General features: G+C 44.2%; 17 protein-coding genes. 14 read left to right on the plus strand and 3 right to left on the minus strand.

Annotated elements, in window-relative coordinates; all coding sequences use genetic code 11:
• Nucleotides 1-26 precede the first annotated feature (26 nt).
• Nucleotides 27-638, plus strand: a complete 612-nt coding sequence (locus JT717_RS20630) for an HAD family hydrolase (protein WP_205512935.1) — start codon at nucleotides 27-29, stop codon at nucleotides 636-638.
• A gap of 385 nt (nucleotides 639-1,023) precedes the next feature.
• Here JT717_RS20630 and JT717_RS20635 read toward each other — a convergent pair whose 3' ends face one another.
• A complete protein-coding gene (locus tag JT717_RS20635) occupies nucleotides 1,024-1,281 on the minus strand; it encodes a hypothetical protein (protein ID WP_205512936.1) in 258 nt (85 codons plus the stop codon).
• Nucleotides 1,282-1,587: 306 nt separating this feature from the next.
• Here JT717_RS20635 and rimP point away from each other — a divergent pair, with 306 nt between their 5' ends.
• From rimP to JT717_RS20680, 9 genes are all read left to right on the plus strand, one after another.
• A complete protein-coding gene (rimP, locus tag JT717_RS20640) occupies nucleotides 1,588-2,052 on the plus strand; it encodes a ribosome maturation factor RimP (RefSeq protein WP_205512937.1) in 465 nt (154 codons plus the stop codon).
• Between the two features lie 44 nt (nucleotides 2,053-2,096).
• Nucleotides 2,097-3,344 (plus strand): transcription termination factor NusA, encoded by a 1,248-nt coding sequence (nusA, locus tag JT717_RS20645; protein ID WP_205512938.1) that lies wholly within the window; start codon nucleotides 2,097-2,099, stop codon nucleotides 3,342-3,344.
• Nucleotides 3,345-3,579: 235 nt separating this feature from the next.
• Nucleotides 3,580-6,774 carry a translation initiation factor IF-2 gene (gene infB / locus JT717_RS20650; RefSeq protein WP_240348315.1) on the plus strand — a complete coding sequence of 1,065 codons (3,195 nt, stop codon included), beginning with the start codon at nucleotides 3,580-3,582 and terminating at the stop codon, nucleotides 6,772-6,774.
• A gap of 213 nt (nucleotides 6,775-6,987) precedes the next feature.
• Nucleotides 6,988-8,361, plus strand: a complete 1,374-nt coding sequence (locus tag JT717_RS20655; RefSeq protein ID WP_205512939.1) for a peptidylprolyl isomerase — start codon at nucleotides 6,988-6,990, stop codon at nucleotides 8,359-8,361.
• Nucleotides 8,362-8,655: 294 nt separating this feature from the next.
• Nucleotides 8,656-12,942, plus strand: coding sequence for a PAS domain S-box protein (locus JT717_RS20660; protein WP_205512940.1), 4,287 nt, complete (start codon nucleotides 8,656-8,658; stop codon nucleotides 12,940-12,942).
• A 15-nt stretch (nucleotides 12,943-12,957) separates the two neighbouring features.
• Nucleotides 12,958-13,599 (plus strand): response regulator, encoded by a 642-nt coding sequence (locus JT717_RS20665; protein WP_132554895.1) that lies wholly within the window; start codon nucleotides 12,958-12,960, stop codon nucleotides 13,597-13,599.
• 445 nt (nucleotides 13,600-14,044) lie between these two features.
• Nucleotides 14,045-15,892 carry an amidophosphoribosyltransferase gene (locus tag JT717_RS20670; RefSeq protein WP_205512941.1) on the plus strand — a complete coding sequence of 616 codons (1,848 nt, stop codon included), beginning with the start codon at nucleotides 14,045-14,047 and terminating at the stop codon, nucleotides 15,890-15,892.
• Between the two features lie 249 nt (nucleotides 15,893-16,141).
• Nucleotides 16,142-16,777 carry a response regulator gene (locus JT717_RS20675; protein WP_205512942.1) on the plus strand — a complete coding sequence of 212 codons (636 nt, stop codon included), beginning with the start codon at nucleotides 16,142-16,144 and terminating at the stop codon, nucleotides 16,775-16,777.
• Nucleotides 16,778-17,001: 224 nt separating this feature from the next.
• A complete protein-coding gene (locus JT717_RS20680; RefSeq protein ID WP_205512943.1) occupies nucleotides 17,002-17,493 on the plus strand; it encodes a SixA phosphatase family protein in 492 nt (163 codons plus the stop codon).
• A 7-nt stretch (nucleotides 17,494-17,500) separates the two neighbouring features.
• On the opposite strand, the gene JT717_RS20685 is transcribed toward JT717_RS20680, so the two are convergent.
• Complete coding sequence (locus JT717_RS20685) at nucleotides 17,501-18,619, minus strand: glycosyltransferase (protein ID WP_205512944.1); 1,119 nt, start codon at nucleotides 18,617-18,619, stop codon at nucleotides 17,501-17,503.
• A 205-nt stretch (nucleotides 18,620-18,824) separates the two neighbouring features.
• Between JT717_RS20685 and JT717_RS20690 the strand changes: the two genes are divergently transcribed.
• Nucleotides 18,825-19,073, plus strand: coding sequence for a hypothetical protein (locus JT717_RS20690; RefSeq protein ID WP_205512945.1), 249 nt, complete (start codon nucleotides 18,825-18,827; stop codon nucleotides 19,071-19,073).
• 110 nt (nucleotides 19,074-19,183) lie between these two features.
• Here JT717_RS20690 and JT717_RS20695 read toward each other — a convergent pair whose 3' ends face one another.
• On the minus strand, nucleotides 19,184-20,440 hold the full coding sequence (locus JT717_RS20695; RefSeq protein ID WP_205512946.1) for a pyridoxal phosphate-dependent aminotransferase: 1,257 nt from the start codon (nucleotides 20,438-20,440) through the stop codon (nucleotides 19,184-19,186).
• 172 nt (nucleotides 20,441-20,612) lie between these two features.
• Here JT717_RS20695 and JT717_RS20700 point away from each other — a divergent pair, with 172 nt between their 5' ends.
• The 3 genes from JT717_RS20700 to JT717_RS20710 all read left to right on the plus strand — a co-directional run bounded on the left by JT717_RS20700 (nucleotide 20,613) and on the right by JT717_RS20710 (nucleotide 24,775).
• Nucleotides 20,613-22,052, plus strand: a complete 1,440-nt coding sequence (locus tag JT717_RS20700) for a DUF5106 domain-containing protein (RefSeq protein ID WP_205512947.1) — start codon at nucleotides 20,613-20,615, stop codon at nucleotides 22,050-22,052.
• Between the two features lie 4 nt (nucleotides 22,053-22,056).
• Entirely contained in the window at nucleotides 22,057-24,003 is a 1,947-nt protein-coding gene (locus JT717_RS20705) for a peptidylprolyl isomerase (RefSeq protein WP_205512948.1), read from the plus strand.
• A 73-nt stretch (nucleotides 24,004-24,076) separates the two neighbouring features.
• A complete protein-coding gene (locus tag JT717_RS20710) occupies nucleotides 24,077-24,775 on the plus strand; it encodes an outer membrane beta-barrel protein (RefSeq protein ID WP_205512949.1) in 699 nt (232 codons plus the stop codon).
• The last annotated feature ends 45 nt before the right edge of the window (nucleotides 24,776-24,820 follow it).

A 24,820-nucleotide genomic window follows, 5' to 3' on the forward strand; every position in this document is an offset into this window, starting at 1 on the left:
GTAACTTGCGCCCAAATCAACCATCAATGGCACCTGTGAAAAGTATCATTTTTGATTTGGGCGGAGTTTTACTCAACCTCGATGTAGCGAAAACCAGTAAAGCATTCAAGGATTTAGGCATTACACAAATAGATGAACTTTTTCGGATAGGGTTCGCGGCCTCTTTTTTCAAAGACTATGAAAAGGGCACTATTTCCGACGAGGAATTTGTACAAAGCGCCCTGGAGCTAACGCATCCCGGCACTACAAAGGAGCAGGTCATCGATGCCTGGAATGTGATGCTGCTGGATTTTCCGGCCGAACGGGTAACCTTTCTTAAAGAACTGAAAAGCAAATACCGATTGTTTTTATTCAGTAATACCAATCACATTCATTTGTTGTCTTTTCATAAAACTTACCGCGAGGTGTATGGCAGCGAAATGGATGAACTGTTTGAAAAAGCATACTACTCACACCTCATTAAACTGCGTAAACCGGATGTGCCGGCTTTTGAATATGTAATTAAGGATAGTGGTGTAAATGCCGCAGAAACCCTCTTTATCGACGATGCGCTGGTAAATGTGGAGGGGGCCAGGCTGGCAGGTTTACAGGCCATTCACCTGACGGATGGCAAAACGATTTTGGAGCTGGGACTTTAAGTACCTTTTCCTGTACTTCCTTCGGGTTGTGGTTTGGTTGGGGTTTGGTTGTGGTAATATCAGGTTAACCTTTTCTTTACCCCCCGGGTAATAAAAAGGAAATAAAAAGATAAAGGCAACCAAACCCTGATATTGCCGGGACCAGAAGAAAAGGTAAGCGGGAGGTAAAGAAGGGGTAAAGAAAAGTAACCAATACCTGGGGAATAGGTAAACAAGAGGTAAAGAATAGGTAAACAAGAGGTAACCACGGTTCAAAAGCGAAAAGCTTACAAAATTGTAAATCTGATGGTTGCGACGCATAAACAAGAGAGGCAACCAGGAGCTGAAAAAAGCCTGAGCGCCTTTTAACTGCCAAATGCGAACTGTGAACTGCGACTGCGAACTATTATTCCTTTACTTCTTCAAAATCAATATATTCACCTGATTTCGGAGTTGGCGCGGTTGAGCCGTTGCCGGAAGATGGCCGGTTGGTGCTGCCGTTCTGTTGAACCGGGTCCTGCTGTTGCTGTTGCTGCCGCTGGAACTCCTTTATCTGACGGCGAACCCGCCACGACATTTTGATTACAGGCACGAGGAAGTTAACTACAAACTTGTATAGGAAGATGGCAAGAAAGATATAGAACAGAATGCGGAATATGCTCATATTACAAAAACTAAAGGTACAATTACAGCACCTAACAAATTGTTAAGGTGGCTGAATGAAAAGTAATTGTCGGCCGTCCTGGCAAAACTATGTCAAATCAACAAGTATAGTATACTGAAAGTTCATGACAGGCAATTTTCAGAATTTTTGCCCATTAATTGACAGCCGTCACATATTCATTACTGGTTTATCAAAATTAACAACCAGTATTTTGGAAGTAATTATCTATTTACCTTACCTTTGCCAAGGCAAAAGAAGATTAGAAAGGGAACGGAAATCGTTCCCTTCTTTATTTCCCATAAGGACATGGAAACACCAGTACAGGCAATTGAAAAAATGGTACAGGATATGCTGGCCAATGATCCGGCATACTTCCTGGTAGAGATCAAAGTAAAACCCACCAATAATATAAAGCTTTTTTTGGATGGTGACCAGGGTTTGACTATAGAGAAGTGTATCTCCTGGAACCGGGCTTTATACAAGAAGATCGAAGAAGAAAATCTATTCCCTAATGGAGACTTTTCGCTTGAAGTATCCTCTCCCGGCGTTGATGAACCTTTGAAATTGTTACGGCAGTATAAGAAGAATGTAGGCCGAACAGTGGAGGTCATCCTAAAAGATGGCATTAAAATTACCGGTAAAATGATCGAGGTAGGCGAAGAAACCATTACTGTAGAAGAAACAAGAGGAAAAAATAAAAAGAAAGAGGTGATAACGCACCAAATTCAATTAGATCAAATAAAATCAACAACAATTCAAACCGTATTTTAATTGATCTCCGGCGGGTAACCGTTGGGGGAAAAAATTGTTAGTATATGGCAAGCATAAACTTGATAGAGGCCTTCGCAGACTTTAAGGAAGCAGAAAATATTGATCGCCCGACCATGATGAAAGTGGTAGAAGATGTTTTCAAAACCCTGCTGCGTAAAAAATATGGCAGTGACGAGAATTTTGACGTAATTGTGAATGCAGAAAAAGGTGACCTGGAAATTATGCGCCGCCGGACGATTGTTGAAGACGGAACCGTAATGGATCCCCTGGCCGAAATCGCTTATAGCGATGCCATTAAAATTGAACCTGACTACGAAATTGGCGAAGATCTGTATGAGGAAGTGAATATCCTCGATTTTGGCCGCCGCGCCATCCTGGCAGCAAAACAAACCCTCGCCAGCCGTATCAGCGATCTGAAAAAGAACGTGTTGGTGAAAAAATATGGCGACCGGATCGGTGAAATTATCAGTGCAGAAGTGTACCAGGTATGGAAAAAAGAAATTTTATTGCTCGATGAAGAAGGGAATGAGTTAATATTGCCTAAGTCTGAGCAAATTCCGCAGGACTATTTCAAGAAAGGTGAAAATATCCGCGCCGTTGTTAAAAAAGTAGAATTAAAAAACAATTCTCCGGTCATTATTTTATCCCGTACCTCTCCCTCTTTCCTTGCAAAACTGCTTGAAATTGAGGTGCCTGAAATATTTGATGGTTTAATTGTTATTAAGAAAATAGTTAGAGAGCCAGGCGAAAGGGCCAAAGTAGCGGTAGAGTCGTATGACGACCGTATTGACCCTGTTGGCGCTTGCGTTGGTATGAAAGGTAGCCGTATCCACGGGATCGTACGGGAACTGAAAAATGAAAATATCGATGTTATAAACTGGACAAACAACGTCCAGCTGTTGATCCAACGGTCATTAACACCGGCCAAGATCACCACAATGGAGCTTGATAATGATAAAAAGCAGGCCAATGTTTACCTCAAGCCCGACCAGGTGTCGCTGGCAATTGGTAAAAAAGGCGTCAATATTAAGCTGGCACAGGAATTAACAGGATTTAGCATCGACGTTTATCGCGATACAGAAGGCGAACCCCAGGAATTCGATATCGATCTGGAAGAATTCAGCGATGAAATTGAAACCTGGATCATTGATGAACTTAAACGCGTTGGTTGCGATACCGCCCGCAGTGTACTTGACCTCACTGCCGAAGAGCTGGAAAGAAGAACCGACCTGGAAAGAGAGACCATCAATGATGTACGCCGCATCCTGAATGAAGAATTTGAAAAAGGATAGGCAAAACCGCAGGTCAAATGGGTCATTGGTCTGTAAGTTACTAATCAGATATAACTTATATGACTAGTCTGACTGAATTGACCAGGAGAAGCAAAGACCGTCAGGAAGTTGAAAAGGCTAAAAAGTCAGGTATGACTTATATGACTAATTTGACTTATGTGACCAGTTTGACTTTTTCGGAGTAATTTGCTTATCCAAACAGCGAACAAAACAAAAAATTGTCTTACAATAACGAATGGCAGAAACAACAACACTTAGATTAATGGCCGCAGCCAAAGAGTTCAATATCGGCAAGGAAACGCTGGTAGACTTTTTGGTAGGAAAGGGATTTAGCAAAGACGATCTCAAACCCACGTCAAAATTGACGGAGGAAATGTATCGTGCTTTGCAACAGGAATTCCAGAGTGATAAAGTGGCCAAGTTAAAAAGCGACCAGATAGATCTGCCGAAGGGAAGCCTGGAAGCGAAGAAGAAGAAGGAAGACGATGCTGCGGCTGTTAAAAAAGAGGTGGTTAAAAAACAGGAGCCAGCTCCGGTTGTAGAAGAGAAAAAAGAAGAAAAGGTAGAGAAAGTTGAAAAAACCGAGAAAGTTGAAAAGGTTGAAAAACCTGAAGAGCTAATACCGGAAGTTGTGCAGGAAGCGCCTGTGGTTGCCGAAAAAATCGAAACTCCGCCTGTAGAAGAGCGGAAAGAAGTGGTAGAAGAACCCAAGCAAGAGGAGAAACAGCCTGAGATTACCAAGGTGGAAGCACCCGGAATAGAAGGGCCCAAAGTACTTGACAAGATCGATCTGTCTGCAATAGATTCTTCAACAAGGCCAAAGAAAACGCCTGCTGTTGCAAAGAAAGAGGAGCCGCCGGTAAAGGCAAAGGAAGAAACGCCACAACCGGTTACTGAAGAAAAGGCATCAACGCCAATAGAAGTGCAGGAGCCGAAAGAAGAACAGCCTGCCACTGCTCCTACGCCTGTAGTTACCGCTGAGGAAAAAGTAGAAAAGCCAAAAGAAGAAGTGGCGCAACCTCAGCAGCAACAACCTGCCAAACGGGTAGTTGTTGAAAAGAAAAAAGAACAGGAGCCGGTAAAGGAAGTGCCGAAAGAAAAAGAACCGGAAAAGGAAGAAGCACTGCCGCCGGTTATTGAAAATATTAAAGCCGATAAACTTACGGGACCAAAAATTCTGGGCAAAATTGAATTACCGGTTGGCGACGAAGCCCGCACCAAACCGAAGCCCAACGAGGAAAAGCGGAAGCGCAAGCGCATTCCCATTGAAAAGAAGGACCAGCAGCAGCAAACTGCTCAGGAGCGGGCTCAACATCTTTTCAAGAAGCGAGAACCGGGTCAGCACGGAGGACAACAAGGTGGTCACCACGGCGGCCAGCATGGACAGGGCCAACAGGGTGGTCAGCACCGGCAAGGTGGTGGTCATGGTCAGCAACAGGGCGGTGGTTTCAGACGGGATAACCGTCCCAATAACCGCCCGGGACAAAACCGCCACGTGTCGCGCGAGCCTAAAGAGATCAACGAAAAAGAGATCCAGGATAAAATTCGGGAAACACAAGCCAAGCTGTCTGGCAACAAAGGCGGAAAGAGCATTAAAGCAAAACGCCGCCATGAAAAACGCCAGGGCCTGGCCGAACAGGGCGGCATGGAAGGGCAGGACAACAAACTGCAGGTCACTGAGTTTATCAGCGTAAGCGAACTGGCCAACCTGATGGATGTAAGCTTTGCCGAAGTGATCAGCAAGTGTATGAGCCTTGGTCTCATGGTGTCTATAAACCAGCGGCTGGATGCTGAAGTAATTGAGCTGGTGGCCGGTGAATTTGGCTTTGAAGCCGAATTCATTGATATGGAAAAGCAGATGGAAATGGAAGAGGAAGTTGAAGAGGATAATGAAGAAGATCTGCAGCACCGCGCGCCCATTGTTACCATCATGGGTCACGTAGACCACGGTAAAACATCTTTGCTCGACTATATCCGCAGTGCGAATGTGGTAGCCGGTGAGGCAGGTGGTATCACCCAGCACATCGGTGCATACGAAGTAACACTTCCCAATGGTAAAAAGATCAGTTTCCTCGATACACCCGGTCACGAAGCGTTTACCGCCATGCGTGCCCGTGGTGCCAAAGTAACCGACATTGCGGTTATTGTGGTTGCTGCAGACGATGCGGTGATGCCACAAACCAAGGAAGCCATCAGCCACGCACAGGCTGCAGGCGTACCAATGATCTTCGCCATTAACAAGATAGATAAAGAAGGCGCCAACCCGCAAAAGATATACGAACAGCTGGCCGGTATGAACCTGCTCGTTGAAGAATGGGGCGGTAAATACCAAAGCCAGGAATTGAGTGCCAAGAAAGGATTGAACGTTGACAAACTCCTGGAAAAGATCCTGCTCGAAGCCGAATTATTGGAGCTGAAAGCGAATCCAGACCGCGAAGCAACAGGCACCATCATCGAAGCTACGCTCGACAAAGGCCGTGGTTATGTAGCTACAGTGCTTGTTCAGAACGGAACCCTGAGACATGGCGACCTGGTAGTATCGGGTCAGTTCTTTGGCCGCGTGAAAGCAATGTTCAACGAACGTAACAAACGTGTTGATGAAGCGCCTCCTTCTACCCCGGTACTTATCCTGGGCTTAAACGGAGCCCCACAGGCCGGTGAGAAATTCAGGGTCTATGAAGATGAAGCAGAAGCCAAAGAAGTGGCTAACCGCCGTGCACAGATCCTGCGTGAACAAGGTATCAGAACGAAGAAACACATCACGCTCGATGAAATTGGCCGTCGTTTGGCACTGGGTAATTTCAAACAATTGAACCTGATCCTGAAAGGCGACGTGGATGGTTCGGTAGAGGCCCTGAGCGATTCATTACAAAAATTGTCAACCGAAGAGATCGTTGTATCGGTCGTACATAAAGCCGTAGGTGCTATCAGTGAAAGTGACGTAATGCTGGCTACCGCATCAGATGCCATCATCGTAGGTTTTAACGTACGTCCTTCCACCCAGGCAAACCGCCTGGCTGAGAATGAAGGCGTGGAAATCAAACTGTACTCTATCATCTATAACGCCATCGAAGAAGTGAAGAGTGCGATGGAGGGTATGTTGGAGCCGAAGATCACTGAAAAGATCGTGGCCAATGTGGAAGTTCGCAACGTATTCAAATTCGATAAAGCTACCGTGGCCGGTTGCTATGTGCTCGACGGAAAAATTCAACGTAACTCAAAGATCCGTGTTATCAGGGATGGTATCGTTGAATATCCTAAGGGTGAAGGGCAAAGCGCTGAGCTGCAGTCTTTGAAACGCTTTAAAGACGACGTTAAGGAAGTACCTTCAGGTATGGAGTGTGGTTTAACCGTTAAGAACTTTGCTGATATCAAAGTAGGCGATATTATCGAAGTATTCGAACTGGAAGAAGTAAAAAGAACATTATAAGTTACAGGTTACCGGTTTCAGGTTTCAGGGAGATCGCATAAGCTAACCCCTGCAACCTGCGGCTTGTAACCTGTACCATTTTAAGGCATATGCAATCCCGGTATGGGTTTAGCTTTCCTGACCGGCACCAAACTTTTGTTAAATAAGGGCTACAACTCTCCAAATGCTATGGTAACCAGTAAATTTGAGCCGATCCCTTATAATTTTTTTCAGATGAAGTCTGTATTTATACTTGTAACAGCCCTTTGTTTAGGCACCCTTGCAATGGGCCAGGCAACACGTAAAGTGGTAGCCGATAAAATCGTAGGAATTGTGGGTGATAAGATCATTTTACGGTCTGATGTGTACAACGATATCCTCGATCGCCAGCGTCGCGGTGAGCCGATTCCCGAAAATGCCGACTGTTCAATCATGGAGCAGATCCTTACCCTGAAAGCATTGGTGCTGCAGGCCGAGAAGGACTCTATCCAGGTGGGTGATGATGAAATTGACGCCCTGCTCGATAACCAGATCCGCGGCTTTGTTCAAATGTACGGTTCCAAGGAAGCCCTGGAAGAGATTGCCGGCCGTACCGTGTACCAGATCAAAGAAGATTTTCGCCAGACTTTCAAAGAAAGAAAACTTGCCGAGCGTATGCGTGATAAGATCGTAGAAAGCATCAAGATCACACCGCAGGAAGTAAAAGAGTATTTTTTGAAGAAAGATCAGAATAACTTGCCGTTTTATGAGTCTAACCTCGTGATCGGCGAAATTGTATCCTACCCAAAAGCAAGCCGGGAGCTGGATCTGCTGACCATCGAAGAGTTGAATGATTTCAAAAAGCAGGTAGAATCCGGCACACAGAAGTTCGAGACCCTTGCGCGTTTATATACCGATGATCCCGGCAGCAAGGAAAACGGCGGACAATATTCCATCAACCGTACGGAGAAGACCTGGGACCCTGCCTTTCTCAACAACGCATTCCGGCTTAAAGAAGGACAGATCTCCCCGGTATTCAAATCTAAATTCGGATACCACATCATTCAAATGGTAAGCCGTGCGGGTGACGATGCCATTGTTCGGCATATTTTGCGTATTCCGAAGATCACCGATGAAGAAGTAAATGAATCTATAAAAAAATTGGACTCTGTTCGCGCTAAATTAATTTCCGGTACCATCGAGTTCGGCGAAGCCGTGGCCAAATACAGCGACGATGAGAATGCAAAATTTACCGGCGGTATAAAGCAGGGACAAAATGGTTCTACCTTTCTGGAAGTAGGTCAGCTGGAGAAAGACCTGGTTGAATTACTGGCAACCACCAAACTTAAACCAGGCGAGTTTTCAAAACCAACGCCATTCACTGATGAAAGAGGTAAAAAAGGCGTGCGGATCGTTTATTTGAAAACACGCACTGAGCCTCACCGGGAGAATATTAAAGATGATTATGACCGTTTGGCTAAAGAAGCAATGGAATTGAAAAAGCAACGGGCACTGGAAAGCTGGTTTGCTGCCAAGATCCCTTCCTATTATATTATGATTGATAACGATTTTAAAAATTGCGGCACGCTTAGTAAATGGATGCAATATGCATCAGCAGGCAGCAAGTAAGCAATATAAGATTCAAGATCATATAATGGGCCCTGGCGATACCGTCAGGGCTTTTTTATTGGGGTGTTTGGGTAGAAATTTCGCATATACTAACGGAAAACTGCGGTTATATGCTTTTGAAATAAGGCATTATTCATTGTAATTAATAGTCATTTAATCATAAGGGTAAACCCTTAAATGGGTTAGAAACGCACTCCCGATCCTTGGCATGAAGCAGCTTTTAAGTATTTTGTATAAGTATTTACATGTAAATATCACGTAAATGTATATCATGTAATTACTGCAAACTGCTGTATGTTAAAACAGTCGAAGAAATCCATCCCTGAAGTAACACCTGATTATACCGCCCTCAGCCTGCAAACAGACAAGGCGGGTATTATCATATCAGCTTCAGCTGACTTGCTTTCTTTTACTGGAAAGCATGAGGAGGAACTGATAGGCAATTCATTTAAAAAAATCATTGACGCCGCCGATAAGCCTAAACTACAAGCTCTCTTAAATACCGGGATTGATGCCGGTCTCATCGTACAATTAGCATTAAAAGGAAAAGCAGGCGTGTGCCTTATGGGGTTCACGGCCAAATATCAAAATAACAGGAGCATACCAGGTGATATTATAGACTGGAATGCCGTTCCGCTGTACAAACCTGCAGCCGCATCAACTACCGATGCAGAAACCGCTTTACAGAAAGTTCGCCAGGAGCTGCAGGAAGTAACTGACCGCTATAAAACTTTCGTTCAGCAAAGCTCTGAGATCATCTGGCGCTGCGAATTACCTACACCCATTAGCATAAACGACCCCGAAGAAAAACAATTACAAGAATTGTTTGATGGCTATCTGGCAGAATGTAACGACCAGATGGCCCATTTTTATGGGTTTGAAAATACAGCCGGTATAATCGGCAAAAAAGTGTCTGTTTTCTTTGACCCCAAAGAACCGGTTACCGAACAGGTAGTACGCGAATTCATTCAACAGGGGTATAAAATATACCGCCGCCTGTCAATGCATTTCGATCACCAGGGCAATAAACGATACTTCATCAACAACCTGGTAGGCATAGTGGAAAACGGTAAACTATTACGCGTTTGGACCACTCAAAATGAAATAACCCAGTTGCGAATGGCTGAAAAGGCCAATCGCTACCAGGCCAGTGTGCTGGAAAATGTATTCGATGCGATATTGTCTACCGGTCCAGATTTTCTGATAAAAAGCTGGAACCAGGCCGCAGAAAAGTTATATGGCATCAGCGCCGAAACAGTAATGGGGCATACCATCCAGGAATTTATCAGTTTCACGTATCATAATACCAGCCGCGATAAACTGCTGGAAGAACTGTACGCAACAGGCGCCTGCAGTGGTGAAGTTTCATTTGTCAGACCTGCAGACGGGAAAAAAATTATTATATCGTGTGCAGTTACCCTGCTCAAGAACAATAAAGGGCATATCACTGATATCATTTCGATTAACAAAGACATTACCGAACGAAAGCAGGCGGAACAGGCGATCCGTGAGGGAGAAAAACGGTTCAGGCAGTTTGCCGATGCGGCCCCTGTTATCATTTGGGTGGCCGATGATGCCGATAATACGATCTATGTAAATAAATGTTTTGAGCAGTTTACCGGCATAACGCTGAATGAACTGGAAGGCAATAGCTGGAAAAAGATCGTTCACCAGGCCGACCTGCCGATCGCTATAGAAAAATATAAACGCTATTTCAACTATCGGGAACCGGTAGTGCTGGAATACCGTTTAAAGAATAAGGATAATGAATACCGCTGGGTGCTCGATCATGGGGTGCCGCGCTTTTTGGAAGATGGCACTTTTATAGGTTACATCGGATCCATCGTTGATATTCATGATCGTAAGCTCGCCGAAGAAAAGATCCGCTTCCAAGTGCAGGTGATGCAGGATGTTTCAGAAGGCATCATCTCTACCGACCTCGATTTTAATATTATCTCATTTAATAAAGCCGCTGAAAATATCTATGGCATTCCCGGCCATGAAATTATTGGTAAACGCCTCAACGATTTTATAAAGCTCAGTTACCTGTCGAATACCTGGGAAGAAGCATTACAGCATTTGCATGAATATGGCAGCTGGGAAGGACAAGCGTACTATAACCGGCACGATGGTAAACGCATTTACCTGAACTGCGCATTGTCATTTGTAAAAAATGACCGTGGTACCCGTATCGGTGTTGCCGGTATTTACCGCGATATTACGGAAACCCGCCAATCGCAGGAGAACCTGCGCATTAATGAAGAAAGATACCGCTCGGTAGTACATGCCCTGGGCGAAGGCATTTTGATGTACGATAAAAATGGTGAGATCATCGCCTGCAACCGCAGCGCTGAAATGATCTTGAATGTGCCCGCCAACGTACTGATAGGTAGGTTTACAGGTGTAGGCAACGCCTGCATTTATGAAGATGGCACACCTTTCCCTCCGCAGCAACATCCGTCCCTCATCACCCTGAAAACCGGGCGTTCGCTACAGAATGTGATCATGGGTTTTCAGCGCTCAGACGGTAGCCTGGTCTGGATCTCGATCAATACCGAGCCGGTTTATTATACCGAGCAGCGCGTGCATCCCGATGCTGTGGTTTCTTCGTTTGTAGATATTACGCAGAAGAAGGCTGCAGAAATTGAGTTAAAACAAAGCCAGCAACAGTTAAGAGAATATTCAGAGCGCATTACAAATATTTTAGCCAGTATAACCGATGGTTTTATTGCAGTTGATAAGAACCTGAATATCTTTTTATGGAACCATGCCGTTGAACATATCACCGGTCTGGATGCAAAGCAGGTAATTGGTACCAGCGTTGAAGAGATCTTCCCGCATTTTGCCGGCACGGCCGCCTATCAACAATATAGAGATGCCATTAATAAAGGCAGATCTTCCACCTTTGAACATTTTCTGCCAGCCTTTGGCCGCTGGCTTGAAACAAGTGTTTATCCTTTTTCCCAGGGAGCATTTATTTACTTCAGGGATATTACCGACCGGAAGAAGCAGGAACGTTTACTGGAACTGGAAAAAGAAGTGCTGGCTATAAACGCCCAGCCTACCGCTTCCTTAAAAACAACCATCGATTATTTCCTCGATGGGTTGGAAAAGACATTTCCCGGCATGTTCTGTTCGGTGATCACGCTGAGTGACGATAAACAAACCATTCAGCATTTGTCGGGGCCCAGTTTGCCCGATGAATTCACCTCAGCCATTAATGGTCTGAAGATCGGTCCAAGGGTAGCTTCCTGTGGTACGGCCATGTATTTAAAGGAAACAGTCATTTCTGTAGATATTGAGACCGATCCGTTATGGGATGGCTACCGCACACTCATTCAGAAGCTCGGACTGAGGTCCTGTTGGTCTTTCCCCATTGTGGGCGCCGGTAATGAAGTGCTTGCAACCATTGCAGTGTACCACACGCATCCATCAACGCCGACTGAGGCCGAGTTTAAATTATTTGAGCGGGTGAGCAGTCTCTTGCGGATCATTATTGAAAACAAGAATGCCGAATTAAAGATCAGGTTGAGTAATGAAAGGTATTTGCTGGTGACCAAGGCCACCAACGATGCCATCTGGGACTGGGATGTAAACACCAATTCCCTGTATTGGGGCGAAGGCATCTATACGCTTTTTGGCATTAAGCCCGGCTATGTAGATAATGCAGCCAGTTTCTGGGAAAGTTGTATTCATCCTGAAGACCGCGAGCGGGTCGTAAATGGAATAAACCGGTTCTTAAAAGACAGCACTTCGAAGATATGGGAAGATGAATACCGGTTCATAAAACCCAATGGTGAATATGCATTGGTGTTCGACCGGGGTTTTCTGATCTTTGACCGTTCCGGCAAAGTGGCCCGGATGGTAGGCTCCATGCAGGATATTACCGATAAAAAAGAACTGGAAAAAAAATTACTGAAGCAGGAGGTTGACAAGCAGAAAATAATTGCCCAGGCAGTAGTGAATGCCCAGGAAAAAGAAAGGGCTGAAATTGGAAAAGAGCTGCACGACAATGTGAACCAGATACTGTCAACAGCCAAATTATATCTCGAGTTGGCCCAAACAGATGATGACAGCCGGCTCGACCTGATCAACCGCAGCACCAAAAATATCTCTGATGCCATTAATGAGATCAGAACCATTTCCCGCTCCCTGGTGCCGCCAAGTATTGGCGACCTGGGTTTAATAGAATCGGTGCAGGACCTCGTGGAAAATATCAAAGCAACGAAGAAATTACACGTTGAGTTCTATTATTCCGGAACCATTGATAATATCCTGGATGAAAAAAGAAAGCTGATGCTTTTTCGCATCATTCAGGAGCAGGTAAATAATGTATTGAAGCATGCTTCTGCCCAAAACCTCGTCATTGAACTGATTGCAGATAGTGAAGGTTGTGCCGTAGACCTTACCATCAGTGATGACGGGAAGGGGTTCGAGCTGGATAAAGTGCGGTCTAAGAAAGGAGTGGGCTTGTCGAATATCGCCAGCCGCGCCCAGTTGTTCAATGGAAGTGTGCATGTAGTAACGGCATTGGGCGAAGGCTGCAAACTGAAAATAAATGTCCCTATTTCAAATATCTAAACCCCCTTATTGATTATGGAAAAAATTAGTGTACTGATCGCAGATGATCACAAATTGATACGGGAAACCTGGAGCTTTATTCTGAACAACGATCCCCGTTTTACCGTGGTAGCCGAATGTGGCGACTCGGAACAGGCGGTGGAAATGGCCAAGAACAAAAAGCCGCAGATCGTGCTCATGGATATCAACATGCTGCCCATTTCAGGTTTCGAAGCCACTGAAAAGATCAGGAAGGTTTCACCTGCTTCCCGCATCATAGGCATATCGATGCACTCGCAGCCGGCCTATGCCAAGAAAATGCTGCAGATAGGCGCCCGTGGTTATGTTACCAAAAACTCTTCCAAGGAAGAAATGATAACGGCCATTATGGAAGTGCATAGCGGCAATAAATACATCTGCGATGAAATAAAGAATAATATTTCAGAGCTGGTGCTGGAAGAAAATAAGGATGTGCCCAATGTAAATGCGCTCACCGAACGGGAGATTCAGATCATCAACCTGATTAAAGAAGGGCAATCGTCGAAAGAGATCGCCATGAGCCTGAATATTTCGTTAAAAACAGTGGAAGTGCATCGCCATAATATTTTGAAAAAGCTGAAGCTGAAGAATTCGGCCTCGCTGGTGAATTTCATCAACAATGTAGCTACCAGCATGTGAGATTAGGTATTTATATGTGTTTTATAATTAATATTTATTATTAAGCATCTAAGGGACCTTAATAATCAATTCGGGGGAATTGTAACACGCACCTAGGGGTAAACCTTTATTGATGGCTGAAAAAATTCATTAAGTGTTTAAAAGACATGGAATAAATTAGGATTTCTTTCAGAAAAATGATGAATTTAGCGCTACCAATATCTATAGTTAAACAAATAAAATCCAACGTCCGAATCCAGATCCTACAGAAAACCGAACCGTCCAATGTCTGTTTAGATTAAAAAACAAACAGGCGCAGATATTGATCCAATGTCCTGATGAGGAACAACCCCCATACCTATGAAGACTGGGGGTTTTTTCATTTTCTCCTTTAACTTTCCCTTGTTTCTTCTTCTCATATATTCCTTGTAACTTTGCGCTTTCTTTTTATAATCGGGAGTAATTCATGAGTGATGCAATAAAGCATGAATGCGGTTTAGCATTCATCCGTTTAAGAAAGCCGTTCTCCTACTATTTGCAACAATACGGTACAGTAATGTGGGGCCTTAACAAGCTGTACCTGCTCATGGAAAAGCAACACAATCGTGGCCAGGATGGAGCCGGTTTGGCTTCGGTGAAGCTGAATGTTGAGCCCGGTTATCCGTTCCTGCAGCGCGTTCGCAGCAGCGCCCCCCAACCCATTGCGGATATTTTCAGACAAGTAAGTCACGAAGTAAAAGAGCTGGAAAAATACCAGCCCGATGTAATGAAACATCCCGGTTTAATGAAAGGGCATATTTCATACCTGGGCGAGCTGTTGCTGGGTCACTTACGCTATGGTACGCAAGGGAAAAATAATGTAGAGTTTTGCCACCCCTTTATAAAACGCCATACGATCCCTGCGCGCAACCTGGCGCTGGCCGGCAATTTTAATCTGGTGAACACCGATGAGCTGTTCAACCTGATCAATATTGAGCCCGGCGAATTTCAAAAGCAAAGCGACCTGGCCGCAATGATGGAGGTGATCCATCATTTTATCGTAAAGAGCGATGAACAGTCACCCGGTGATATGGATGTGCTGAGTGCATTGCGCAAAGCGGTACCGCTCTTCGATGGTGGATTTACCGTTGGTGGTTTGTTGGGCAATGGCGATTCATTTGTATTTCGTGATGCCCATGGGATTCGCCCGGCCTATTATTATATAAATGAAGATGTAGTTGTAGCAGCGTCGGAGCGGTCGGCCATCCGCACCGTTTTCAATGTTGGTGAAAATGAAGTGAAGGAGCTGATGCCTGGCATGGGGCTGATCATTAAGGCAAATGGCGACATTACCGTCGATAAGGTAACAGAGCCCAAAGAACGCAGGGCCTGTAGCTTTGAGCGCATATATTTTTCACGCGGAAGCGATGAAAAGATCTACCGCGAGCGGAATGCCCTTGGTTATAATCTGAGTCCGCAGATCCTGAAAGCTATAGATTACGACCTGAAACACACCATATTTTCCTTTATTCCGAATACAGCCGAAGTGGCTTTTTATGGATTGTGGAAAGGATTGGATGATTACTTAAAGCAGGTTAAGATCCAACGTATTTTATCATGGGGCAACGATATCACCGAAGAGAAGTTGTCGGAAATGATCAATCGTAAAATACGAATTGAAAAGATTGCTATTAAAGACGTTAAGATGCGTACATTTATTACGGAGGATGTAAGCCGTAATGAAATGGTGCAACACGTATATGATGTTACCTACGGTACGGTGGAAAAGGGGGTTGATACATTAGTGGTGATAGACGATTCTATCGTTCGGGGAACTACATTGAAAGAAAGTATTGTACGCATGCTGGCCAGGCTGGAGCCGAAAAAGATCATTATTGTTTCATCGGCGCCACAAATACGCTACCCGGATTGTTATGGCATTGACATGAGCAAACTGGGTGATTTCATAGCCTTCAAAGCGGCCACGGAATTGATGAAAGAACATGGCAAGGAACATTGTTTGAAGGAATTGTACGACAGATGTAAAGAATTGCAACGTTTAGACCAGCTGCATACGGAAAACGTGGTTCAGCACGTTTATAAACCATTCACAACCGAACAGATCACAGATAAAATTGCTGAATTGATTACCCCTAAAGGGCTTAACTTGCCAGTGCAGGTAATTTTTCAGACAATAGAGTCCCTTCACCAAGCATGCCCAACCAATACAGGCGACTGGTATTTTACCGGTAACTACCCGACCCCCGGTGGCAACCGAGTGGTAAATAAAGCTTTTATTAACTACATGGAGGGTAAGAACGTAAGAGGGTATTAATGAAAATCTATAAGCTTGAATACTATAAGATTATTAATTCATTTTTAATCTTAAGTTTGCGTATATCAGGAAAAATGCTTAATATCAGGTACGGGATTATATGTAACCTCTTCTATACCCCAAAGAAAACAGCGGTATAAGACTCATCCATTAGTAGTTGCACAAAAGCGCTAAAAACGGCTTTGGCTGTTTTGCGTGCATTGTGCAGAAACTAAGCTCATTCTCACACTAATGAAAAAAAAAATTCGTATGAGTAAAATTACCATCATGATTGTTGATGATCACACTTTGATCCGCGAAACCTGGTCATATTTGTTAGGACGGAATGAAGAGCTGGAGGTTATTGCTGAATTAGGGGATGGTCAGCGAGCCATTGAGATCGCAAGGGATAAACGCCCTAACATTGTCTTGCTTGATATCAATATGTCGCCTCTCAATGGATTCGACATCCTCAAAATGATCCGTAAACTATCACCCGGTTCAAAAGTCATTGCGGTGTCAATGCACTCACAACCAGCGTATGCCAAGAAAATGCTGCGGCTGGGCGCCCGTGGATATGTAACCAAAAATTCTCCCCGTAAAGAAATGTTGGATGCAATTCACCAGGTGACTGCGGGCAATGTTTATATATGTCAGGAAGTGAAGAATATTCTATCAGAACAAATGATGAGTGAAGATGAAGGTGGAGATGGACTGAATCAGCTTTCAGAACGTGAGATCGAAGTGATCAATCTCATCAGGAACGGTTTGTCATCGAAAGAGATAGCCGATAAACTGGCCATATCAATAAAAACGGTGGAAGTGCACCGCCACAATATCTTAAAGAAACTAAAAGTAAAGAACACAGCATCCCTGATCAACTATATAAATTCAAGCGGGCTGTAATTTCACTCGATCACCCCTGTTCATAATACACATAAATTAAACGTATTTTCCCCCATGTGTGAATGCGTTTGGCAAAGTATTTGCGGCAAGTGAGCTTGCCGACCGTTTAGCTTCCTATGGGGAACCATTTTTAATAACAGGCCTGTTAAATTTCTGATTCCTTTGATCGAACTCATTATTTTTAGGGGGATTTATTCCCCCTATTATTTTTTATACAACGCCGGATGAAATCAGTTATAATCATACGTCACGCGAAAAGTAGTTGGGATCATTCCGATCTAAGCGATTTTGATCGTCCCTTAAACGAACGCGGTAAAGAAGATGCACCCAAGATGGCTAACCGGTTGCTGGAACGGAACATTAAGATCGATGCATTCATTTCAAGTTCTGCCAAAAGAGCCCGCAAGACAGCCGCGCTCTTCATTAAAGAATTCGGTGGTCATAAAGAAGACATTATACTGGTTCCTGAATTATACCTCGCCGGCCCCGATGCATTTTACACAGCCATTGCGCAGGCCCCTGAAAAAGCAAATACCATCGCCCTCTTTGCCCACAATCCCGGTATAACAGAGTTTGCGAATGAGTTAACCGATGTGCGGATAGATGACATGCCTACCTGCGCCGTTTTTGCCGTGAAAGCCGATATTGATCACTGGTCAGCCTTCAGGGATGCCGAAAAGCAATACTGGTTTTTTGATTACCCGAAAGCGAAATAAGACCGGGTCAGCTTTTTCTGATCTTCCGGATCATCTCCCCGATTACTTCCTTGTATGCCTGCATATTAAATGCATGAAGCCGGAATGGAAACTGCCTGGCTGCAGCCTGGGCTTCCGCTAACGACAACCGTGATTGTGATACTGAATACGCCAATCGTTGTTCATAAAGATGAGCCGCCAGGTATTCCTGTTCTGCCTGACCCGGCGTAGGCACCAAAATACTTTTCTTACCAAGTTTCAGCAGGTCCATAACGGTTGTATATCCTGAACGGCTGATCACCCACTCAGCTGCACAGATCAGGCTGTTCAGCAGGCTGGCCGGGGCATGATTGTAAATAGTACCATTTTCTGCATGCGCAATAGGATCGGCTGCCTGCGGCAATCCCCGGACCAATACCCATTTTACAGGCTGATCTTCCAGTTGCTTTAATATCAGGTCCTCAAACAGGCTGCGCTGGGGCTCAGGTCCCGAAAGAATGATAAGGAGATCAATTGACGGGTTAAGGCTTTCACAACCGGTAAACCGGCTAAGGCCCCCTAAATACCGCACCGGTATTGCCGGTAATTGGCGCGGGTTTGATAAAAGGCCTGCCAGTGAATCTTTTCCCTGGTAATCGGGCACCCAGCAGGTGGAGAAACGTTCAATGCGCCGAAAATTTAACCATTGCACCAGCCGGTTGGCGAACCGGCCCAGCCCTGTTTTAATGTACAACTGATGCGTAATGAACACCGACGGAATGCGAGGCGCGTAAAAACCGAACCGGTTGTCTGAAATGATAAGATCCACCGCTTGCGATTTCAGGAAATTATTCAACCAGCTATTTTCGGTATTGATTTTGGTCAATATTTTTGGTGTCTGGATTAAAATGCGAACGATGGTGCCCCACCTCGTTTTGCTGTAGGTAAGATCATATCCTGATAAATGCTCGTATTGAAGCTGGGGGAACTCCTGGATCAGTAAAGCTTTTTGCGTTGAATTACAGGCTATAATAATGTGGCAACCCTGATGTAGCAATTCGTGGATGATGGGTATACAACGGGTGGTATGCCCCAGCCCCCAATCCAACGGCGACAGTAATACGATGGGTTTTTCCGAACCGGTGTTAAAATTGTTGCTTTCCCGCAATTTGAAATACTAATTTGTTCGTAAAATAGTTTAATTTAGTAAGAACCAAGTATATGAAGAAAGTCAGTTATTCTGTGATCGTTTTGTTAATTATCAGCCTCGTTATGGCCAGTTGCAGTTCAGGTAATCGCATTGGCGGTTCATCCAAAAAATGCGGCTGTGGTTTAAACAAGGGATTTGTAGGTTATTAAAGCCGAACCAGACAATGAAAAACTCAAATCGTGATCTGCTTGTCCTTGTAAAGGATGCCTATACAAATAAAGAAGCTATGCAATATGAGCTTCAACAGTTAAACACGCTTTTGGTGAACTTTGAAACGCTCGAAAGTTTTTGCATGGCCCATGAAGTATTTGATATTCAAAAGTATCGCATACTCACCAAAAGATCACAGGTGAAGAAGATCATTGAAAAAGAATCATTGAAACCCTTTGTATTTATCTGCAATAAGAATTAGCCGGTATTTTCTACATAAAAAAAGAGAGATAGAGGATGCCCTTTATCTCTCTTTTCTTTTATAGCTGTGTCATCTGCCGGCTGGCGGATGGCACAGCTGAATATCCCTTTTTAACTTAGTTTCTTCAAAGCATTTCTAAGCTGACTGATCATTTCGCCGATCTCTTCTTTTTTACAGGTGCCCACACTCAGGCGGTACCAGGGCGAAGACTTATCGGCCCCAAAAGCATAAAATGGAACCACGGCCAGTTTAGCTTCATTCAGCAAATAAGCGGTAACATCACTTTGTTGGGTCAGCGTTTTGCCATCGGCTGTTTTTTTGCCAACCAGGTCTATCTTGATAGTAAGGTAAATGGCGGCCTGTGGCGCAATAGCGTCTACTGAAAAACCTTCGGTCTTTAATTGCTGCAAACCTGCATAAATTGCACGCAAACGTACTTCCACATCCCCTTTGAATTGCTTCAGGTAACTGTCAATTGCATCTTTATTGTACAGGAAACGGGCAACAGCTTTCTGTTCGGCCATAGGCGCCCAGGCGCCCACATGGCTTAAAATAGCTTTCATTTTATCGAGGATCACCTGCGGACCAAATGCCCAACCCACGCGTACGCCGGTGGCGGCGAACACTTTGCTGATAGCATCGATGAAAATGGTATAGGCGTGCATGGCCGGGCGTAACGATACAGGGTTGTAATGCTCAATATCGCCGAAGGTGAGCTGCCAGTACATTTGATCATACATGACGTACAATTTCTTTTCCCCTTCGCCCCGGCGGCTGTTCTCTTCGAGCACCATATCACAAATGGCTTCCAGGTCGTGTTTGGTGAAGGTGGTACCGGTAGGGTTTTGCGGCGAACAGAGGGCCAGTAAGCTTGCGCCTTTCAAGTGGGGGCGAATGTCTTTGGCAATGGGCATAAAGTTATTTTCTGCCCTGGCTTCTATCACTACGTGCTCGGCGCCTACAAAATGGGTATAATGGTTATTGTTCCAGGAAGGAACGGCATAGATCACCTTATCTTCCTGGTCACATATTGCCCGGTATAAAGAATAGATCAATGGCCGGCCCCCGGAAGCTACCAGTATTTCAGGAACAGAATAATTTAGCTGTTCGCGTTCTTTTAAAAAATGAGCAATGGCTTCCCGCAGGTCTAAATTTCCCTCTGCGGCAGGGTAATTGGTGAAATGATTGCGGTAGGCTGTGATAATTTCTTCTTCCAACGCTGCAGGAATAGGAAAGATCGCAGGATCAAAATCACCCACAGTAAAATTATAGATCTTTTCTCCTCCCCGGATCTTATCGCGTATTTCGCCGCCCAGTTTTACAATTTCCGATCCAATCAAAGTTTCTGCAAGATGGCTGAGTTTCATCTGTAAGTATTAGTTAGTGCAAAAATAGATCATCGTAATCAATACCTTACATCCCTTCACTGTAAGTTTTCACCCTGTCAAACGCCGGAGACCGTGAATTTTTGCAAGTGATTAACAACTTAGTTCTTTTTATTTTCAATAATTCAGGGATTTTTCTGTTATTGCAATACTTATGAAAAGACTATTATCGCTTACTATACTATTGATAAGCTGTAAGTTAGCTCTGGCGCAAGGTGGTTACAATATACCTATTACCTTAAAACCCTATAAGAACGCCTATATTTATCTGGGTTATTATTATGGCAAAATGAAAGCCCTGGCCGATTCAGCCTTGCTGGATGCAAACGGAAAAGGCGCTTTTACCGGCAAAAAGCCGCTCGATGGGGGAATCTACTTTATTGTTTCGCCCAAAAAAGAGATCTTATTTGAAGTACTGATCGATAAACAACAGCAGTTCTCGATCAGCGCCGATTCTGCAAGCCTGCCCAACAAGGTAGTGTTTACCGGCTCCCCTGATAATTCCCTCTTCCATTTGTATACGCGGTTCACCAATCAGATAGGCAGCGAGATCAACAACATAAATGCCAGTTTCGCCTCTGCAAAAAATGAAAAGGATTCCGCTAAGTTGAGAACCCGGTTAAAACAGCTTACAGACAGAATGCAGTTATATCGCGACAGCATGATCGCCAAAAATCCCAATTCTTTTTTAACTGCCCTCTTCCAGGCGATGAAAGAACCGGTGATCCCACCTGGGGCCAAACATCCGGGTGGAAAATACGACTCCATGTATGCTTACCAATACTATAAAGCGCATTATTGGGATGGCGTATCTTTCAGCGATGGCAGGCTGGTAAGAACCCCCTTCTTTGAAGCAAAGCTGGAAAAATATTATAAAGAACTTGTAGTGCCCAATCCTGATTCAATAAAGCGGGAAGTAGACCATATGTTGTTGTACGCAAGAAGTAATGCCGAAATGTTCAAATACCTGCTGGTGCATTTTGTTCAGAAATATATCAATCCGGAATACATGGGCCAGGATGCCGTATTTGTGCATTTGTTTGAAAAATATATCAATACCGGCCAGGCTGAATTCTTTACCGAGAAGTATCGGGAACATGTGAACAAAAGGGCCTATAGCTTAATGGCTAACCTGATCGGTCAGCCGGCAGCGAACCTCGAGCTGGTAGATACACTTAACAAACCGAATTCTCTATACAATATCAAAAGCGATTTCACGGTGATCTGCTTCTGGGACCCCACCTGCAGCCATTGTAAAGAAACAGTTCCTAAGGTGGATTCTATTTACAAAGCCAAATGGAAGAACCAGGGAGTTACTGTATATGGGGTAATGGTAGATGGCGGACTTGACCTTTGGAAAAAATTCATCAACGATAATAAACTTACCGGATGGACGCACGTATATCAATTGCCTGCACAACAAAAAGAAGAAGAAGCAGCCGGTAAACCCAATTACCGCCAGTTATACGATGTGTACCAAACCCCCGTTTTGTATCTGCTCGACAAGGATAAACACATCATAGCCAAAAAGCTTACCTACCTGCAATTAGATGAAGTGATAGATCTTAAACTTAAAAATAAAAAATCCAATTAGCATTATGACTGTTATCAGTAAAGCGGCGGGTGCTACATTATTGATCTTCATGACTGCCACCGGAAACGCCCAACAGCTTTTCACATACGGCGGAAAAACGGTTACCAGGAATGAGTTTTTAAAGGCCTACAATAAGAACAATTCGGAAAGCAAACCTACCGAAAAATCGTACCGCGATTACCTGGAACTGTTCATCCGCTTTAAATTGAAAGTACAGGCGGCGCTCGATAGTAAGCTCGATACCCTGGCCAACCAGCAGGCCGAGCTGCAGAGCTTTCGCAACCAGATCATGGATAGTTATGTGCGCGATGAGGCGAGTATCAATGAGCTCACCTCGCAAGCTATTATCCGCAGCAGGAAAGACATTCATATTGCCCATATATTCGTAGCTACCCCTAAAGAGGCAACAGAAGCTGACATTAAGAAGGCACAGGAGAAGATCAATGCAGCCTGGAACCAGTTGCAAAAAGGCCAGGATTTCGGCAAGGTAGCACTTGCCTATTCAGAAGATCCCTCCGTTTCACAAAACAAAGGTGATATCGGCTATATTACCTCGCTGGTACTGCCCTACGAACTGGAAAATGCGGTTTACGCCACCGCTCCCGGAAAATATTCGGCGCCTGTTCGCAGCAAAGCAGGTTTCCATATTTTCAGGAACCTGGGAGAACGGGAAGGACTGGGCAGAATGAAAGTAGCCCAGATCTTACTGGCATTTAAACCAGAAGATACAGACGCCCAGAAAGAAGCAACCAGGAAAAGAGCCGATTCTATTTATAATGTATTGACCAATGGCAGTGATTTTAAAGTACTTGTTACAAAATTCAGTGACGATAATGTTTCCTGGCGTACCAACGGTGAAATGATGGAGTTTGGGGTGGGACAGTACGAACTTCCATTTGAAAATGCTGTTTTTTCCCTGAAGAAAGATGGCGAGATCAGTAAGCCCTTATTGACCAGTTATGGCTACCATATTATTAAGCGTTTGCAATGGAAGCCGGCAGGCGGTGATACGGCCAATGCGCAGCTCCGCGAAGAATACAAACAGCGCATACTGCAAAGCGACAGATTCCATGTGGCGCAAAAAATGTTGTTGAAGAAAGTGATGCAGCTCACCGGCTTTAAAAAGAATAAATTCAACGAGCATCACCTGTTTGTCTTCGCCGACAGTGTGTTGGAAAATAAACGCATTCCGGTTTTTGCAGATCTGAATGCGAAAACACCTTTGTTCACCTTTACTAAAAAAACGGTGACCGTAAAAGATTTTCAGGATAACCTGGAAAGCATACGCAATTATGAAACCATGAAATATGGTAAAACCAAAGCGCAATTGTTTGAAGAATTCATTGAAGTAAGCGCCTTTGATTATTACCGGCAACACCTCGAAGAATTCAATAAAGAATTTGCCTACCAGCTCAACGAGTTCAAAGAAGGCAACCTGTTATTTGAGATCATGCAGCGCAAGATCTGGGATCCCGCTTCGACAGATTCAGCAGGATTAAAGAAATATTATACAGCGCATAAAGACAAGTACTGGTGGGATGCCAGCGCGGATGCCATCATTTTTACAGCCGGCAATGAAAATGCATCGGAGGAGTTCAGAACTAAAATAAAAGAGAATTATAAAGACTGGAAGAAATTGATCGAGAACAGTGGCGGGCAATTACAGGGCGATTCGGGCCGCTTTGAATTAGCGCAGATCCCTGTCGTTGGAAGAACAAATTTTACCGAAGGCCTGGTTACAGCCAATGTAAAAAACGAAGCAGATAATTCCGTAACATTCGCTTATATCGTTAAGGTATATATGGATCGGGAACCCCGTGGGTTTGCCGATGCCCGTGGTTTTGTGATCAATGATTACCAGGTAGAACTTGAAGAAAAATGGATCGCCGAATTAAAGAAAAAATATCCGGTAAAAATAAATGAGGCGGTAGTTGCAGGACTTACCAAATAAGTTTTAAACCTAATGCAATTGTGCTGGTCAAAGTTTGACTTTTACTAAAATAACCCTGTAAAAACTATCCACTATGATCTCAAAACGATTGATTAATTTATTGATTATCAGTTGTATTTCCACTGCCTCTTTTGCTCAGACCGATGCTGCCTGGTTAAAAGGCGGTGTAAATTTTGCGAATGTATCTTATAATAGCGAAGGCGAAGTAGATGATGCCAACATGTTGACTTCTTTTCACGTTGGTATTACAGGCGACATAAACATTGCAAAGGTACTGGCCATTCAACCGGGCATTTTGTTTACGGGCAAAGGATCCAGGATTCAAAGCGGCAGCCCGAACGATGTAACCTATTATAAAGCTACTGTTAACCCTTTGTACATTGAAGTACCTGTAAATCTCGTTTTTAAATTGCCCCTCCCATCCGACGGATCAAATATCTTCTTTGGCGCTGGTCCTTATATAGCAATGGGCGTCGGCGGAAAAAGAAAAATCGAGGGCAAGTATTTGAATGTGGCGTTCAGCGGCAAGGAAAAGATCGAATACAGCAATGATGACCCTTCTACCTTTAACAATGAAGAAGGTACCGGATTAGGCGTCATGAGAAGATTTGATTACGGCTTTAATGGTACAGCGGGATTTCAGTTTAAGAGTACAATGCTGGCCGTTAATTATGGGTATGGCCTGGCAAAACTGCAATCCGGTTCAAACAATTCAGCGGACAATAATAATAAACACCGGGTATTGAGTATATCTGTTGGCTTTAGATTATAATGTATTATAAGAAACACCGGGAGCTTCGGTAACAATGCGTACCAA

Origin of the sequence: Longitalea arenae (genome assembly GCF_016924755.1) — a bacterium.
Taxonomy (GTDB): domain Bacteria; phylum Bacteroidota; class Bacteroidia; order Chitinophagales; family Chitinophagaceae; genus Niastella; species Niastella arenae.

What these genes read in the sequence shown, in the direction of transcription:
- JT717_RS20635 (WP_205512936.1), bottom strand. Translation starts at nt 1,281, where the DNA reads ATGAGCATATTCCGCATTCTGTTCTATATCTTTCTTGCCATCTTCCTA.
- JT717_RS20660 (WP_205512940.1), top strand. Translation starts at nt 8,656, where the DNA reads ATGTTAAAACAGTCGAAGAAATCCATCCCTGAAGTAACACCTGATTAT.
- infB (WP_240348315.1), top strand. Translation starts at nt 3,580, where the DNA reads ATGGCAGAAACAACAACACTTAGATTAATGGCCGCAGCCAAAGAGTTC.
- nusA (WP_205512938.1), top strand. Translation starts at nt 2,097, where the DNA reads ATGGCAAGCATAAACTTGATAGAGGCCTTCGCAGACTTTAAGGAAGCA.
- JT717_RS20670 (WP_205512941.1), top strand. Translation starts at nt 14,045, where the DNA reads ATGAGTGATGCAATAAAGCATGAATGCGGTTTAGCATTCATCCGTTTA.
- JT717_RS20700 (WP_205512947.1), top strand. Translation starts at nt 20,613, where the DNA reads ATGAAAAGACTATTATCGCTTACTATACTATTGATAAGCTGTAAGTTA.
- JT717_RS20705 (WP_205512948.1), top strand. Translation starts at nt 22,057, where the DNA reads ATGACTGTTATCAGTAAAGCGGCGGGTGCTACATTATTGATCTTCATG.
- JT717_RS20675 (WP_205512942.1), top strand. Translation starts at nt 16,142, where the DNA reads ATGAGTAAAATTACCATCATGATTGTTGATGATCACACTTTGATCCGC.
- JT717_RS20655 (WP_205512939.1), top strand. Translation starts at nt 6,988, where the DNA reads ATGAAGTCTGTATTTATACTTGTAACAGCCCTTTGTTTAGGCACCCTT.
- rimP (WP_205512937.1), top strand. Translation starts at nt 1,588, where the DNA reads ATGGAAACACCAGTACAGGCAATTGAAAAAATGGTACAGGATATGCTG.
- JT717_RS20695 (WP_205512946.1), bottom strand. Translation starts at nt 20,440, where the DNA reads ATGAAACTCAGCCATCTTGCAGAAACTTTGATTGGATCGGAAATTGTA.
- JT717_RS20710 (WP_205512949.1), top strand. Translation starts at nt 24,077, where the DNA reads ATGATCTCAAAACGATTGATTAATTTATTGATTATCAGTTGTATTTCC.
- JT717_RS20690 (WP_205512945.1), top strand. Translation starts at nt 18,825, where the DNA reads ATGAAAAACTCAAATCGTGATCTGCTTGTCCTTGTAAAGGATGCCTAT.
- JT717_RS20680 (WP_205512943.1), top strand. Translation starts at nt 17,002, where the DNA reads ATGAAATCAGTTATAATCATACGTCACGCGAAAAGTAGTTGGGATCAT.
- JT717_RS20665 (WP_132554895.1), top strand. Translation starts at nt 12,958, where the DNA reads ATGGAAAAAATTAGTGTACTGATCGCAGATGATCACAAATTGATACGG.
- JT717_RS20630 (WP_205512935.1), top strand. Translation starts at nt 27, where the DNA reads ATGGCACCTGTGAAAAGTATCATTTTTGATTTGGGCGGAGTTTTACTC.